The sequence below is a fragment of the Micromonospora sp. NBRC 110009 genome (genome assembly GCF_030518795.1).
Classification (GTDB): Bacteria; Actinomycetota; Actinomycetes; order Mycobacteriales; family Micromonosporaceae; genus Micromonospora.
The window spans coordinates 5,901,635-5,914,497 of sequence record NZ_CP130427.1; the positions used below are offsets into that span (position 1 = coordinate 5,901,635).

At 73.5% G+C, this 12,863-nt stretch carries 16 protein-coding genes; 6 read left to right on the forward strand and 10 right to left on the reverse strand.

Features of this window, described 5'->3' with window-relative positions:
- Nucleotides 1–136: 136 nt before the first annotated feature.
- Nucleotides 137–913 (forward strand): lysophospholipid acyltransferase family protein, encoded by a 777-nt coding sequence (locus Q2K19_RS27900; protein WP_302765094.1) that lies wholly within the window; start codon nt 137–139, stop codon nt 911–913.
- A 26-nt stretch (nt 914–939) separates the two neighbouring features.
- On the opposite strand, the gene Q2K19_RS27905 is transcribed toward Q2K19_RS27900, so the two are convergent.
- Both Q2K19_RS27905 and Q2K19_RS27910 read right to left on the reverse strand, forming a co-directional pair.
- Nucleotides 940–1,302 carry a DUF4180 domain-containing protein gene (locus tag Q2K19_RS27905; protein ID WP_302765095.1) on the reverse strand — a complete coding sequence of 121 codons (363 nt, stop codon included), beginning with the start codon at nt 1,300–1,302 and terminating at the stop codon, nt 940–942.
- Nucleotides 1,295–1,747 (reverse strand): helix-turn-helix domain-containing protein, encoded by a 453-nt coding sequence (locus Q2K19_RS27910; RefSeq protein ID WP_302765096.1) that lies wholly within the window; start codon nt 1,745–1,747, stop codon nt 1,295–1,297. The genes Q2K19_RS27905 and Q2K19_RS27910 overlap by 8 nt, the downstream gene beginning before the upstream one ends.
- Before the next feature lie 99 nt (nt 1,748–1,846).
- Between Q2K19_RS27910 and Q2K19_RS27915 the strand changes: the two genes are divergently transcribed.
- Genes Q2K19_RS27915 through Q2K19_RS27925 form a run of 3 tightly spaced genes read left to right on the forward strand, consistent with a single transcriptional unit; the run spans nt 1,847 to nt 4,803 of the window.
- Nucleotides 1,847–2,614, forward strand: a complete 768-nt coding sequence (locus tag Q2K19_RS27915) for a glycerophosphodiester phosphodiesterase family protein (protein ID WP_302765097.1) — start codon at nt 1,847–1,849, stop codon at nt 2,612–2,614.
- Between the two features lie 14 nt (nt 2,615–2,628).
- Nucleotides 2,629–4,029, forward strand: a complete 1,401-nt coding sequence (locus tag Q2K19_RS27920) for an MFS transporter (protein WP_302765098.1) — start codon at nt 2,629–2,631, stop codon at nt 4,027–4,029.
- 54 nt (nt 4,030–4,083) lie between these two features.
- Entirely contained in the window at nt 4,084–4,803 is a 720-nt protein-coding gene (locus tag Q2K19_RS27925) for a thymidine kinase (RefSeq protein WP_302765099.1), read from the forward strand.
- 32 nt (nt 4,804–4,835) lie between these two features.
- Here Q2K19_RS27925 and Q2K19_RS27930 read toward each other — a convergent pair whose 3' ends face one another.
- The gene (locus tag Q2K19_RS27930; RefSeq protein ID WP_302765100.1) at nt 4,836–5,294 is read right to left on the reverse strand and encodes an Rv0361 family membrane protein; all 459 of its coding nucleotides are present in this window, start codon (nt 5,292–5,294) and stop codon (nt 4,836–4,838) included.
- The gene (locus Q2K19_RS27935; protein ID WP_302765101.1) at nt 5,294–6,202 is read right to left on the reverse strand and encodes an EamA family transporter; all 909 of its coding nucleotides are present in this window, start codon (nt 6,200–6,202) and stop codon (nt 5,294–5,296) included. The genes Q2K19_RS27930 and Q2K19_RS27935 overlap by 1 nt, the downstream gene beginning before the upstream one ends.
- A gap of 362 nt (nt 6,203–6,564) precedes the next feature.
- On the opposite strand from Q2K19_RS27935, the gene Q2K19_RS27940 reads away from it, so the two are divergent.
- Complete coding sequence (locus Q2K19_RS27940; RefSeq protein ID WP_302765102.1) at nt 6,565–6,936, forward strand: VOC family protein; 372 nt, start codon at nt 6,565–6,567, stop codon at nt 6,934–6,936.
- Between the two features lie 69 nt (nt 6,937–7,005).
- On the opposite strand, the gene Q2K19_RS27945 is transcribed toward Q2K19_RS27940, so the two are convergent.
- Nucleotides 7,006–8,379, reverse strand: coding sequence for a vanadium-dependent haloperoxidase (locus tag Q2K19_RS27945; protein WP_302765103.1), 1,374 nt, complete (start codon nt 8,377–8,379; stop codon nt 7,006–7,008).
- A gap of 118 nt (nt 8,380–8,497) precedes the next feature.
- Nucleotides 8,498–9,487, reverse strand: coding sequence for a tyrosine-type recombinase/integrase (locus Q2K19_RS27950; protein ID WP_302765104.1), 990 nt, complete (start codon nt 9,485–9,487; stop codon nt 8,498–8,500).
- A 129-nt stretch (nt 9,488–9,616) separates the two neighbouring features.
- Between Q2K19_RS27950 and Q2K19_RS27955 the strand changes: the two genes are divergently transcribed.
- Nucleotides 9,617–10,636 carry a helix-turn-helix transcriptional regulator gene (locus Q2K19_RS27955; RefSeq protein WP_302765105.1) on the forward strand — a complete coding sequence of 340 codons (1,020 nt, stop codon included), beginning with the start codon at nt 9,617–9,619 and terminating at the stop codon, nt 10,634–10,636.
- 3 nt (nt 10,637–10,639) lie between these two features.
- On the opposite strand, the gene Q2K19_RS27960 is transcribed toward Q2K19_RS27955, so the two are convergent.
- The 4 genes from Q2K19_RS27960 to Q2K19_RS27975 all read right to left on the reverse strand — a co-directional run bounded on the left by Q2K19_RS27960 (nt 10,640) and on the right by Q2K19_RS27975 (nt 12,843).
- Nucleotides 10,640–11,065: an Hsp20/alpha crystallin family protein gene (locus tag Q2K19_RS27960; RefSeq protein WP_302765106.1), complete on the reverse strand. Its 426-nt coding sequence runs from the start codon at nt 11,063–11,065 to the stop codon at nt 10,640–10,642.
- A gap of 76 nt (nt 11,066–11,141) precedes the next feature.
- Nucleotides 11,142–11,651 carry a GNAT family N-acetyltransferase gene (locus Q2K19_RS27965; RefSeq protein WP_302765107.1) on the reverse strand — a complete coding sequence of 170 codons (510 nt, stop codon included), beginning with the start codon at nt 11,649–11,651 and terminating at the stop codon, nt 11,142–11,144.
- 38 nt (nt 11,652–11,689) lie between these two features.
- Nucleotides 11,690–12,211 (reverse strand): DUF2087 domain-containing protein, encoded by a 522-nt coding sequence (locus Q2K19_RS27970; RefSeq protein WP_302765108.1) that lies wholly within the window; start codon nt 12,209–12,211, stop codon nt 11,690–11,692.
- Between the two features lie 65 nt (nt 12,212–12,276).
- A complete protein-coding gene (locus tag Q2K19_RS27975) occupies nt 12,277–12,843 on the reverse strand; it encodes an isochorismatase family protein (protein ID WP_302765109.1) in 567 nt (188 codons plus the stop codon).
- Nucleotides 12,844–12,863: the final 20 nt, after the last annotated feature.

Below are 12,863 nucleotides of genomic sequence, written 5' to 3' on the forward strand. Positions count from 1 at the left end.
ACTACTCGGCGTCGTAGAAAAACCGACAGGGCCGGGGGTCCCGACCCGTTCCGGGACCAATGACCCTGATCACCTCCGCCACCCGGCCCGGACCGGACCCCCGCCTCACCCCGGGGCGTGCGACCATCCACCACTGATGAACACCCCGACCACCCCCTGGCGGGCGCCGCTGCTGTGGCGCGCCGCGCAACTGCTCGCCCGCGCCATCGTCAGCCTGCTCGGTCGCCTCGAGGTCACCGGCGACGTGCCGGACGAGCTGCGCCACGGGCCGCTGATCCTGGCCGCCAACCACATCAGCCCCTTCGACCCCGTCGTCCTCGCCGCCGCCTGCCAGGCCCGCCGCATCGCGCCCCGGATCATGGCCACCGGCGGGCTGTTCCGCGCCTCCGTGGTCGGGCCGCTGATGCGCCGCGCCGGGCACATCCGCGTCGACCGGGGCACCAGCTCCGTGCACCAGGCCCTCGACAACGCGGCCGCGGCCGTGGCCGGCGGCTCGGTGGTGCTGGTCTACCCGGAGGGACGCATCGGCCTGGACCCCGGGCTGTGGCCCGAGCGGGGCAAGACCGGCGCCGCCCGGCTCGCCTTCGCCAGCGGCGCCCCCGTGGTCCCGGTCGCCCAGTGGGGCTCCCACGAGGTGCTGCCCTACCGGACGCCGAAGGGCATGCTGCGCGGCCTCGCCCGGGCGATGCTGCGCCGGCCGGTGATCCGGGTGCGCTTCGGCGCCCCGGTCACCCTGCGCGACGTGCCCGACGGCACGCCGGGGGCGGCGCGACGGGCCACCGAGCGGATCATCGACGCGATCACCGACAACCTGGTGCCGCTGCGCCCCGACGAGCCGGACCGGCCCCGCCACGTCGACCCCGGCCGCCCGACCGACACCAGCCGCTCGCACCGCCGCCCGCTGGCCCGGTGACCCGCGCCCGCCGCACCCTGCGCGGGTCAGGCGCGCAGCCGCTCGTCGAGGGCGGCGAGATCGGGTACGAACCAGACGTGGTCGTGCCGGTTGGACTCGGCCACCAGGGCGCGCAGCGCCGCGCTCGCGGCCAGGTGCCGGGAGATGTCGCCGACGACGACCAGTCGCAGCCGGTAGTTGACGAACTTCTGCATGACCTCGCCGGCGAAGCGGGTGCCCAGCGAGAAGAAGCTCGGGTCGAGCCGGTCGGCCGGCACGGCGACGGCCCTGGCGCCGAGGAAGGCCGCGCCGATCAGGTCCAGCGCGTCGCGCTCGCTGGCGATCGGCGGCCCGGCCGGGTCGCACACCAGCACCGGCACCCCGGCGCGCTGCTGAATCCGGTCACGCATCGGACGCCTCCCCGGCCAGCAGGCCGCCGTCGTGCAGGACAGCTTCGACCAGGCGCAGCAGGTCGGCGGTGGCGGCGGCGTCGCCCAGGATCACGATCTTCATGCGACGGCGCTCCTCGTCGTGGACGGTCTGCACGCGCAGCGGGCGCGCGGGGTCGGGGCCGGTGTTCGCGGCGGCGTGCACCAGGGTGGTGAGCCGGTCGGCGGCGGCCCGGTCGACGCCGTCGACCTGCGCGATGCTCGACACCTCCAGCGCGGGCCGCCCGGCGGGCGGCGTCGGTGCCGGCCGGCCGGTGAGGGCGTCGAGATCGGCGCGGGCGACCCGGTACTGCTTGCCGATGCGCACCGCGCGCAGCCGGCCGGCGCGGATGTAGCCGCGCACGGTGCGCACGTGCAGCCCGAGCAGCTCGGCGACCTGCTCCACCGAGTACATGTCATCGCTCATCGCTCCGTATCGTACGCAGGATAGGGAGCGATAGGGAAGTTGGTGGGGACGACGTCGGCCGGACACCCGCGCGCCACCGACACCCGGCATACTGCCGGCGTGCAACCCCGCTCCGGCTACCTCGACGCCCCCGCGCCGCTGGCGTTCGCCCACCGCGGCGGCGCGGCCGACGGCGACGAGAACACCGCCGCCGCGTTCGCCCGGGCCATCGCCCTCGGCTACCGGTATGTGGAGACCGACGTGCACGCCACCGCCGACGGCGTGGCGGTGATCTTCCACGACGCCACCCTGCGCCGGGTCACCGGCTCCGACGGGCGGATCGCCGACCTGCGCTGGGCCGACCTCGCGTCGGTGCGCGTCGGCGGCGCCGCGGTCGTGCCCCGCCTCGACGAAGTCCTCGCCGCCTGGCCCGAGGTGCGGTTCAACATCGACGTCAAGGCCGACGGCGGGGTCGTGCCGACGCTCGACACGGTCACCCGGGCCGGGGCCGGCGACCGGGTGCTGCTCGCCTCGTTCAGCGACGCCCGGCTCGCCCGGCTGCGCGCCCTGGCCGGGCCGAAGGTCGCCACCAGCCTCGGCATGCGCGGGGTGGCCCGGCTGCGGATGGCCTCGCTGCACGGGCGGTCGTTGCGGCTGCCGCCGTCCGTGGTCGCCGCCCAGGTCCCCGTCCGGTACGGGCGCATCCCGGTGGTCGATCCGCGCTTCATCGCGTACTGCCACCGCATCGGTCTGCAGGTGCACGTCTGGACGATCGACGAACCCGCCGAAATGCACGACTTACTTGATCTTGGTGTGGATGGCATCATGACCGATCACGTCGGCGTGCTGCGCGACGTCTACCGCAGCCGCGGCCACTGGGCCGCCTGAGTCGAAGGACCCCGATGGCCGCAACGGTCGCCCCCACCGTCGACGAGCCCGCCCAGCCGGGCAGCACCCGTCGCGAACGCACCGGCTGGTATTTCTACGACTGGGCGAACTCCGCCTTCCAGACCACCGTGATCACGGTCTTCCTCGGGCCGTTCCTCACCACCGTCACCGAACTGGCCGCAGGGTGTGAACTCGGCGCCCGGAGCAGCTGCCACGGGTACGTGCACCCGCTGGGCATCCGCGTCGCCGCCGGCTCCTACTACCCATACCTGATCTCGCTGTCGGTGTTCCTCACCGTGTTCGTGCTGCCCGTGGTCGGGGCGATCGCCGACCGGTCGCCGCACAAGAAGCGGCTGCTGGCCCTCGCGGCGTTCATCGGCGCCGGCGCCACCATCGGGTTCGCCTTCGTCACCGGCCAGCGCTACCTGCTCGGCGGTGCGCTGTTCCTGATCGCCAACATCTCCTTCGGCGCGGCCGTGGTGGTCTACAACTCGTTCCTGCCGCAGCTCGGCGGCCCCGACGAACGCGACGCCATCTCCAGCCGGGGCTGGGCCATCGGCTACCTCGGCGGCGGGCTGCTGCTCGCCCTGAACCTCGTCGCGGTCACGATGCTCAGCGAGGAGGGCAACCCGCAGCGCACCCTGGACCTGGCCCGCTGGTCCATCGTCTCGGCCGGCGTGTGGTGGGCGGCGTTCACCCTGCTCCCGCTGCGCTGGCTGCGCGAACACCCCGCCGCCGCGGCGGCGGCCCGGGCCCGCGACGGCAACGTGCTCACCGACGGGTTCCGGCAGCTCGGCCACACCCTGCGCAACATCAAGGCGTACCCGCTGACGCTGTTCTTCCTGCTCGCCTTCCTGGTCTACAACGACGGCATCCAGACCGTCATCACCCTGGCCAGCCAGTACGGCACCCAGGAGCTGAAGCTGGAGCAGAGCACCCTGATCGTGACCATCCTGCTGGTGCAGTTCCTCGCCTTCGGCGGCGCGCTCGCCCTCGGCGCGCTGGCCCGGCGCATCGGCGCCTGGAAGACCGTGCTGCTGTCTTTGGTGCTCTGGACCGGTGTGATCATCGCCGCGTTCCGGCTGCCCGCCGAGGCGCCGCTGCCGTTCATGGTCCTCGGCGGCTGCATCGGGCTGGTGCTCGGCGGCAGCCAGGCGCTGAGCCGGTCGCTGTTCAGCCAGCTCATCCCCACCGGCAAGGAGGGCGAGTACTACGGCTTCTACGAGATCAGCGACAAGGGCACCAGCTGGCTCGGCCCGCTCGCCTTCGGCCTGGTGTTCCAGCTCACCGCCTCGTACCGGGTGGGCCTGGTCTCCCTGCTGATCTTCTTCGTGGTCGGGTTCGCGCTGCTGGCCGCCGTGCCGATCCGCCGCGCCATCGTCGCCGCCGGCAACACCCCACCCCGGGTGCTGTAAGGCGGCGCCCGGCCGGCAAGATCCTCTCGCGTCGATGGGCTAGGCTGCCCCGACGTGACCGACGACGCCGCTGCCGCCCCGATCTGCCTGGCCCGGCCCCTCCCCGGCCCCGGCGACGACCCTGCCGGCGGCTGCGCCGCCGCCCGTGCGGTCGACGGACGGCCGCTGCACGCCGCCGCGCTGAAGTTCTTCTGGGGCCCGATGGACTGCGGCAAGTCCACGATGGCCCTGCAGATGAACTACAACCACGCCCGGCAGGGCCGCCGCGGCCTGGTCACCACCCGCATCGACCGCTCGCTCGGCCCGCAGGTCACCACCCGCATCGGGCTGGCCCACTCGGCCGTCGAGGTCACCGACGACCTGGACCTGCGCGACCTGGTCCGCGACGCGTGGGCCGAGGGGGTACGCGTCGACTACCTGATCTGCGACGAGGCGTCCTTCTACAACCTGGAGCACGTCGAGCAGATGGCCGACCTGGTCGACAACTACGACGTCGACGTGTACGCGTTCGGCCTGGCCACCGACTTCCGCTCCTGCCTGTTCCCGGCCGCGCAGCGGCTGTTCGAACTCGCCGACGAGGTGGCCCGCATCCAGGTCGAGGTGCTCTGCTGGTGCGGCCGGGAAGGGCTGCTCAACGCCCGGGTCGTTCACGGGCGGGTGGTCCGCGAGGGCGAGCAGGTCGTCATCGGCGACACGGTGGACAGCGCCGATGTGCGCTACCAGGTGCTCTGCCGCCGGCACTACCGCTCCGGCGACCTCGGCCCGCGCGCCTGATCACTCCTTCGTCACGTCCACGTCGGGCGCGGTCAGAACGGGTCCCCGCACACCCGCCACTTGCCGTCCTCCTGCACCACCGGCAGGCTGCGTTCCTCGCTGGCGCCGCCGTCGCGGGTCAGCCGCACCTTCACCGTCCCGTGCGGGCGACCGCCCCGGGTGGCCACCGACACGTCCGTGATCTCGTAGCCGCTGACCTGCGGCGGGGTGCGTACCCAACTGCTGAAGCCGAGCTGGCTCCACTTCCCGCGGGCCTCCCGGCACAGCTTCCCGTACGCCTGGTCGGTGTCGCCGGCCGCCACCTCCCGGAGGAACGCGTCGGTGGTGTCGCGTACCGGGCCGTTGGACTGCAGCACCACCTGCAGGTTCCACACCGCGACGCCGGCCACCCCGACCAGGCACAGGCCGATTCCCAGCCCGCCGAACAGCGTGCCGGCGCGCATCGGCCGGCGACGTCGGGCCGGCCTGGTCCACCCCTGTTCCCTGCCCATCACCTCCGACCGTAGAGACGCCGACGGGCGCGCGCAGGAACTTGTGCCCCCGGCGCCCCGTCACCGACGCCTCCGGGTGAACCAGTGAGCACGGCCAGGCCCACGGTGAGCACGGCCAGCCCGCCGCACCAGGAAACCGCCGGCAGGTGCTCGCCCACGACCACGACGCCCAGCACCGCCGCGACCGCGGGTTCCGCCAGCGTCAGGGTCGTGGCCGCCTGGGCGGCGGTGTGCCGCAGGCCGTACCCGAAGAGCCGGTACGCGAGGAACGTGGTGACCACGGCGAGGTGTGCGGCCACTGCCGCGCCCCGAAGGGTGAGCAGCCAGTGCGGGCCACCGCCCAGCAGGACGGGCAGGACCAGCAGTGCCGCCGCGCCGAACATCGCCCCCATGACCACGCCGGAGGGGTGTCCGCGGGCGATGAGCTTCCCACCGACGAGTGAATAGCCGGCGTAGGACAGACCGGCCAGGGCGGCCAGTGCCACGCCGGTGACGTCCACGGGTGCGGCGCCACCGGCGAACTCGGGGCCGAGGACCAGGACGGCGCAGCCGATGACCGCCGTCATGGTGGCGCAGGCCCAGCCGAGGGTCGGCCGGGCCTGCCGGGTGAGCCAGGCCAGCAGGCCGGCGAAGACCGGTGCGCTGCCCAGCGCGATCACGGTGGCCACCGCCACACCGCAGCGCGCCACGGCCGGGTAGAAGCTGAGCGGATAGCCGGCCACCGCGACCGCGCCGAGGACGAGCAGCCATCGCTCGTCGCGGCTGCACCTCTTCGGGAGCGAGCGGGCGCCCCGGGTGGAGACGAACAGCAGCAGGCCGCCGAGGGTCAGGCCGGCGGCGCCGGTGCCGGCCGCCGGCGCCCCGGGCGGGGCACGGGAGCTGGCGGTGCCGGTGGTGCCCCACAGCACCGCGGCGGCCAGGATGGGAACCGGCCCGTTGAGGAGGCCGGTGTGGGGGGTCCGGGGGCCGGCGGCAATTGAAGGGGCGAGGGCCGCCAGAGGGGTGTGGTTCGGCACAGTCGTGAACTTCCGTCGTCGAATACCGTCCGGGGAGCTGGCTTCGAAGCGGGCGCACGACACCGGTTGACCGGCTGTCTTGCCGGTCAACCGAGAAGGCGGGTCAAGCCGTCGGCGGGTGCGCCCGGTCAGGCGCCCAGCGGCGGCAGCACGACGTGCCAGTAGGTGTTCACGCGGGGATGCTATCGGGATCTTCGAAACCGGCCGGACGTACCTGCCAGAAGATGTCAGGTTCGGTTGCCAGGATGGGTGGCATGACAATGCACGCCGACCTTGCGATGGTCAACCTCGACAGCTCCGACCCCGTCGCCCACGCCGGGTTCTACTCCCGGGTCCTCGGCTGGGAGGTCACCCACAGCCAGGCCGAATACGCGATGATCAGCAAGGAGGGGGTCTCGATCGGCTTCGGCCTGGTGCCCGGGTACGCGCCGCCGGCCTGGCCGGACGAGACCGCCGGCAAGCGTTACCACCTCGACCTGTACGTCGACGACGTGACCGTCGCCGAGAAGGAGTTCCTGGCGTCCGGCGCGTCGAAGCCGGAGTTCCAGCCGGGCGGGGAGCGGTGGACGGTGCTGGTCGACCCGATCGGCCAGCCGTTCTGCGTCTGCCCACGCCCGCAGGGCTGACCGAGGGCCGGCTCGCCGGGCGGACCCTCGCCCGGCGAGCCGTTCGGCACCGACGTCATGCCCGGCGCGTCATCGCCGGGGGCGGAAAAAGTTATTGATCATGTAAGCGGTGACCTTCGCTCCGATCTTCGCGCCCTCGACGTCGGCGGTGCGGGTGTGGATGCCGCCCCAGATGCGGGCCTCGATGACCTCGGCGATGGCCTGCGAGAAATGACCGAAGTACCGGGTGGTGCCCGAGGCTTCGCTGTATGCGTGGAACGGGATGTCGTCCCGGCCGAAGAAGTGCCGCAGCGCCAACATGCTCGCCGCGGTGAAGCACGTGTGCCCGGACGTGAAGTCGGGGTGCGGCGGCGTGACGAGCAGCGGCATCCAGTCGGGATCGGCGTCGGTGGCCGCGTTGCCGTCGGTGTCGGCCAGGTGGACCGCGGTGACGGGCCGCCAGAACATCCAGGCGGCCTTCTCGTTGTAGCAGGCGGTCGTGGCGTCGGCCTCGGCGAGGTCGACCATCGCGAACATCCGCGCCGTCTGCAGCGTGGTCAGCCGCTGCCTCGTGGCGAGCTGGCGCTTGATCTCCCATTCGCCCAGGTGCCGGTCGTGCCACCAGATCGCGGCCTGCGTCTGGTCGGCGGTCCGGATCGGACTGTTGACCGCGCCGATCGTCTTGACCTCGTTGAAGTCCCGGGCGTATTGCGCGCTGGTGAGCGCGGGCGGGCCGGACGAGCGGAACATCGACGCGCTGGGGAGGAGGAACGGCTTGAGACCCGCCACCCATGCCCCGTCGTTGGCGTTGGTCGGCGGGGTGGGCCGCCACTGGCCGGGCTCGGTGCCGACGGGCCATGCCGCGTTGCCGAATGCCCCGTCGTTCCTCCGGGCGCTGATCATCGCGGCGGCGGTCTGGCTGCCCATGGAGATCCCGCCCTGCTTCGCGCGGCCGTCGGGGATGGCGGCCAGCCACTCGTCGTACTGCGCCTGCAGCCGCGCCTGCTGCGCCGGGAACAGGGAGCTGAGCACCTGGAAGGCCGCAGTCCCGACCGCCGCGTTCACCGACTCACGGCCGTCGCTGCGCGGTGCGATGAGGTATGGCTGGTAGGGGCGCCCGGCGATGGCGTTGACCGCGTCGTAGACGGCCCCGTGCACCATCGCGAAGCTGCGCGCCTGGACCTGCGGCTGTTGGCCCGCCACGTCCCAGATCGCGGTCTGGGCGTTACGTTCCCAGACGATGACGGCGTTGCTGGACGTGCTCGGGTCGGCGGCGTGAGCGGCGGAGGTGACGAGCGCGGCCGGCGACCCGGCGGCGAGGATACCGGCGACGACGACGGCCACGACTTTTCGGCGGGTGGGAACCTGACGTTTCATGACTGCGCCCCCTGGCTGGCATTTCCGGGCAGCCGAGTGCCCATTGACGTGAGTTGCTGCCAGGAGGCAAGCTACCGCGCCGGCCATGGCGTCCATAGTGGCCAAAGCGGTGAAGAACTTTGTTGTCCCGCAACGGTTTTGGACAAGACCGACGTCGGCGACGACACTTCCGGAACTCGCCGCCCTCGATGATCGGCGGCAGGGGTCAGCCGCGGCGGCGGGCTCGGGCGGCCCAGATGGCGTACGCCGGGTCGCGGTCGAGGTTGTGCCGGTCCCGGTCGTAGCGGCGGGTGGTACGCGGGTCGGCGTGCCCCATCGCGTCCTGCACGTCCTCCAGCGGCACCCCCTCGGCCCGGGCCGTGGTGGCGAACGCGTGCCGCAGCGAGTGCGGAGAGAGTTTCTCCCAGGCCGGGATGCCGGCGGCCTGGGCGAGCCGGCGGACCAGCCGGAACACGGAGTGCCGGTCCAGCCGGGCGCCGGTGGCGGTGACCAGCAGCGGGCCGGTCAGCTCCGGCACGGTCACCCCCTGCGCGGCGCCCCGCGCCGCCAGGTAGGCGTCCACCGCGTACGCGGTGCCGGGGGTGAGGGCGCGGCGGCGCACCTTGCCGCCCTTGCCGACGAACCGCACGCTGCGGTGCCCGCGTTCCGTGCCGAGGTCGGTCAGGTCCAGGGAGATCAGCTCGCCGACCCGCAGCCCCAGGTCGGCCAGGAGCGCGATGGTGGCCCGGTTGCGGGCGGCGGTCGGGCCGGTGTCCGCGTCGGCCGCCGCGAGCAGCGCGTCCACCTCCTCCGGGGTCAGCCCGACGGTGGCGGAGTGGTCCCGGTCCACCCGGGGCCGGTCCGCGGCGGCGACCGGGTTGGCCTCGATCGCACGCAGCTTCACCAGGAAGTCGTACCAGCTCGACAGGGCAGACAGCCGGCGGGCCACGGTCGCCGGGGTGAGCGGCCGACCGCTCCGCGCGCCCAGGGTCGACTCCAACTCTCGGCCGTAGGCGTTGACGTCGAGGAAGCTGACCCGCAGCGGGTCCACGCCCCGGCCCGCGCACCACGTCAGCCAGCCGGTGACGTCCCGCCGGTAGGCGTCGCGGGTGTGCTCGGACAGCCGCCGGTTGCGCAGCCACGCCTCGGTGAAGTCGGCCGGTCCGGCGGGCAGGGCGGGACGGGCCGACCCGCGGAGGACCTCGGGACGCAGCACGTGAGAAAGGCTCTCAGCCGGCGGGGTGAATCGCGACGAGGCGCGCCCGACGGAAACCTGACCAAGCTCACACCGCTGCGCCGACAGGCCCGGCTGCCACCGCTGTTCCGCCCGCGCTACCGTCGGCCAGTGCGCGCCAGTCGCCTGGTTTCCCTGCTGCTGCTCCTGCAGACCCGGGGGCGGATGACCGCCCCGGAGCTCGCCGAGGCACTGGAGGTCTCCGTCCGGACCGTCTACCGGGACGTCGAGTCGCTCAGCGCCGCCGGCGTCCCGGTGTACGCCGACCGCGGCCCGGCCGGCGGATACCAGCTGCTGGAGGGCTACCGGACCCGACTGACCGGGCTGACCGCCCCGGAGGCCGAGGCGTTGTTCCTGGCCGGCATGCCCGGGCCCGCCGCCGAGCTGGGCCTCGGGCCGGTGGTGGCCGCGGCCGAGCTGAAGCTGCTCGCCGCGCTCCCCGACGAGCTGGCCGACCGGGGCGGCCGGATGCGGCAGCGGTTCCACCTGGACGCGCCCGGCTGGTTCCGGCACTCCGAGCCCACCCCGCACCTGACGGCGCTGGCGCGGGCGGTGTGGGAGGACCGGCTGGTGGAGATGCGCTACCGGCGCTGGCGGGCCCCCCGGGAGGTGACCCGGGTGGTGGCCCCGCTCGGGGTGGTGCTCAAGGCGGGTCGCTGGTATCTGGTGGCCCGCTGCGACGAGCAGCTCCGCACCTACCGGGTCGGCGCGGTGCTCGACCTGGTGGTCCGCGACGAGCGGTACGCCCGGCCCGCCGACTTCGACCTGGCCGGCTACTGGCGGGAGTGGACGCAACGGTACGAGCGGGACGTCTACCGCGCCCACGCCCGGGTCCGGATGACGGTCGCCGCGCTGGAGTTCATGCCGTACGTCTTTCCGCCCGAGATGAGCCGGGCGGCCCGGGCGGCGGCCGGCGAGCCGGACGAGGACGGCTGGCTGGAGACGACCGTGCCCATCGAGTCGGTGAAGCACGGCCACACCGAGCTGCTCAAGCTCGGCGCCGAGGTGGAGGTGCTGGAGCCGGCCGAGCTGCGCGATCGCCTCACCGCCACCGCTCACGCGCTGGCCCGGCTCTACCCGGCGAGCCCGGACAAGGCGGTGGGGGCGTCCGTGTTGGACGCCCCCACCTGAGCGTCAGGCGCTGATCTCCTTGCGGCCGTTGCCGGACGCGGTGACGGTGATCCGGCGCGGCTTGGCGCGCTCCGCGATCGGGATCCGCAGGGTCAGTACCCCGTTCTCGTAGCCGGCCTCCAGCTTGTCGGTGTCGAGGGTGTCGCCGAGGAAGAGCTGCCGGGTGAAGGTGCCGCTCGGCCGCTCGGCCGCGATGAGTTCGACGTTGTCCCCGGTGGGCCGGCGCCGCTCGGCGCGGACCGTCAGCACATTGCGCTCGACCGTGCAGTCGATGCTGTCCGGGTCGACGCCGGGCAGGTCGAAGGCGGCGTAGAACCAGTCGCCGTCGCGGTAGGCGTCGAGGTGCATGACCGCCGGCCGGGCGGTGGTGCCGAAGAACTGCTCGGCGAGCCGGTCGATCTCGCGGAACGGGTCGGTACGCATCAACATGGCTGTGCCTCCTCGGTTCTCCTGGACCCAGGGTGTCAGGTTGAGTCTGGTTGACTCAACTCCTCGACTTCTTGTTTTAGCGCGGGGCGGCCGTGCCGTCAACTCGGGCTGGCAGGAGCTTCTCGAACCAGTGCTGGGCGTACCTGTCGTCGTTGTAGGCGGGGATCTCGGCGTACCCGTGACGGGCGTACAGGGCGCGGGCCTCGACCAGGTCGGTGCGGGTGTCGAGCCGGATCCGGTCCGCCCCCGCCGCCCCGGCGTGCGCTTCGACGGCGGCGAGCAGCGCCGCCCCGCCGCCGGCGCCGCGGTGCGCGGGGCGGAGGTAGACCCGGGTGAGCTCCGCCCAGCGCGGACGCCACCGCAGCCCGGCGCAGCCGGCCAGGTTCCCGTCGTGGTGGGCCAGCAGGAGCAGACCGGTGGGCGCCACCAGGTCGTGGCTGGGTGACTCGGCGAGGGCGGCGTCCACCTCGTCGGGCCGTTCCGGCCGGCGGTGCCAGCGGCGGACCATCTCCGCCAGGTACTCGCGCAGCAGGGTGGCCGCCTCCGGGGCGGCGGGATGGGCGGGGTGGGTCGTCCAGCTGCTCACCGCCCGATCCTCACCGGACGGTCAACGGCTTTTCCCGGTCAGGGCCGCCAGTAGACGCCGTGGTCGCGGGCGAGCAGCCGGTCGTCGACCAGGTAGCGGCGCAGCGTGACGTGGTCGGCGCCGCCACCGTCGCACCAGGCCCGCAGCGCGTCGTCGACGGCCCGTTCCGGATACCGCACGCCCGGCTCGAAGGAGCGCTCGGTGATGTGTTCGAGCAGTATCCGGCGGCGTCCGCGCTGGGCGGGCAGCCGGGTCAGCACGCCGTCGCGCAGGAAGGTGCGCAGGATCGCCTCTTGGGGGCTCGCCGCCGGTGCCGCCGCCGGCCGGCCGCCCGCCCGGACCTGCTCCCGCAGCCACTGGCCGTCGACCCGCAGCCCGGTGCCGTCGTCGGCCACCACGCCGACGTCGACCAGCCGGCGCACGGCGGTGGCGACGTCGCGCGTGGGCAGGCCGGTGCGTGCCGCGACGGCGGGGAGGTCCGCGTCCCCGAGCACGATCGCGGCGAACACGACACGGCGGCGGTCGTCGGCGAGCGCACCCGCCAGGGCCTGTGAACTCATGCGGCGCAGCCTGTCAGCCCCGCCCGCCGAGGGCCAGGCGTTTTCCGCCCGGGCGGCGCTCGACGTCAGGCAGGGGCGGGCACCGCGAAGTCGACCTCCGCGGTGTCGACCGTGCCGCCGGTGCGGCCGGGAGCGGTGTGGTCGCGCCAGTAGAGGTTGGTGTGGGCGATCACCTGGTCGGGCGGGGGGGCGCCGTAGGCGCTGAGGTCCTCGGTGGTGTGCGCGTCGGCGACCAGCGTCGCGTCGTAGCCCCGGGTGATCGCGCCGTGCAGGGTCGAGCGGATGCACGCGTCGGTCTGGGCGCCGGTGACGACGAGCCGGCCGATGCCGGCCGCGGCGAGGACCGGCTCCAGGTCGGTCTCCTCGAACGAGTCGCCGTACGCCTTGTGCACCAGCGGCTCGGCCTCGCGGCGCACCAGCTCGGACACGTACTGCCAGGGCTCGCTGCCGGTGGGCAGCTCGTCGCTGTGGTGCTGGACCCAGACGACCGCGACGCCGGCGTCGCGCGCCCGGTCGACCAGGGTGGCGATGTTGGCCACCACCCGGTCCCGGTCGTGGGCCTGGGCCACCACCCCGTTCTGGACGTCGATGACGAGCAGGGCCGTGTGTGGTCGGTCGGCAAGCGTGGTCATGGCGCCTCCCCGAGCGTGCG

Excerpts from the sequence above, each read along its gene's own strand:
- Q2K19_RS27930 (WP_302765100.1), bottom strand. The coding sequence starts at position 5,294 with ATGGGCAGGGAACAGGGGTGGACCAGGCCGGCCCGACGTCGCCGGCCG.
- Q2K19_RS27975 (WP_302765109.1), bottom strand. The coding sequence starts at position 12,843 with ATGACCACGCTTGCCGACCGACCACACACGGCCCTGCTCGTCATCGAC.
- Q2K19_RS27920 (WP_302765098.1), top strand. The coding sequence starts at position 2,629 with ATGGCCGCAACGGTCGCCCCCACCGTCGACGAGCCCGCCCAGCCGGGC.
- Q2K19_RS27905 (WP_302765095.1), bottom strand. The coding sequence starts at position 1,302 with ATGCGTGACCGGATTCAGCAGCGCGCCGGGGTGCCGGTGCTGGTGTGC.
- Q2K19_RS27970 (WP_302765108.1), bottom strand. The coding sequence starts at position 12,211 with ATGAGTTCACAGGCCCTGGCGGGTGCGCTCGCCGACGACCGCCGCCGT.
- Q2K19_RS27945 (WP_302765103.1), bottom strand. The coding sequence starts at position 8,379 with ATGGCCGGCGCGGTAGCTTGCCTCCTGGCAGCAACTCACGTCAATGGG.
- Q2K19_RS27940 (WP_302765102.1), top strand. The coding sequence starts at position 6,565 with ATGACAATGCACGCCGACCTTGCGATGGTCAACCTCGACAGCTCCGAC.
- Q2K19_RS27960 (WP_302765106.1), bottom strand. The coding sequence starts at position 11,065 with ATGTTGATGCGTACCGACCCGTTCCGCGAGATCGACCGGCTCGCCGAG.
- Q2K19_RS27910 (WP_302765096.1), bottom strand. The coding sequence starts at position 1,747 with ATGAGCGATGACATGTACTCGGTGGAGCAGGTCGCCGAGCTGCTCGGG.
- Q2K19_RS27900 (WP_302765094.1), top strand. The coding sequence starts at position 137 with ATGAACACCCCGACCACCCCCTGGCGGGCGCCGCTGCTGTGGCGCGCC.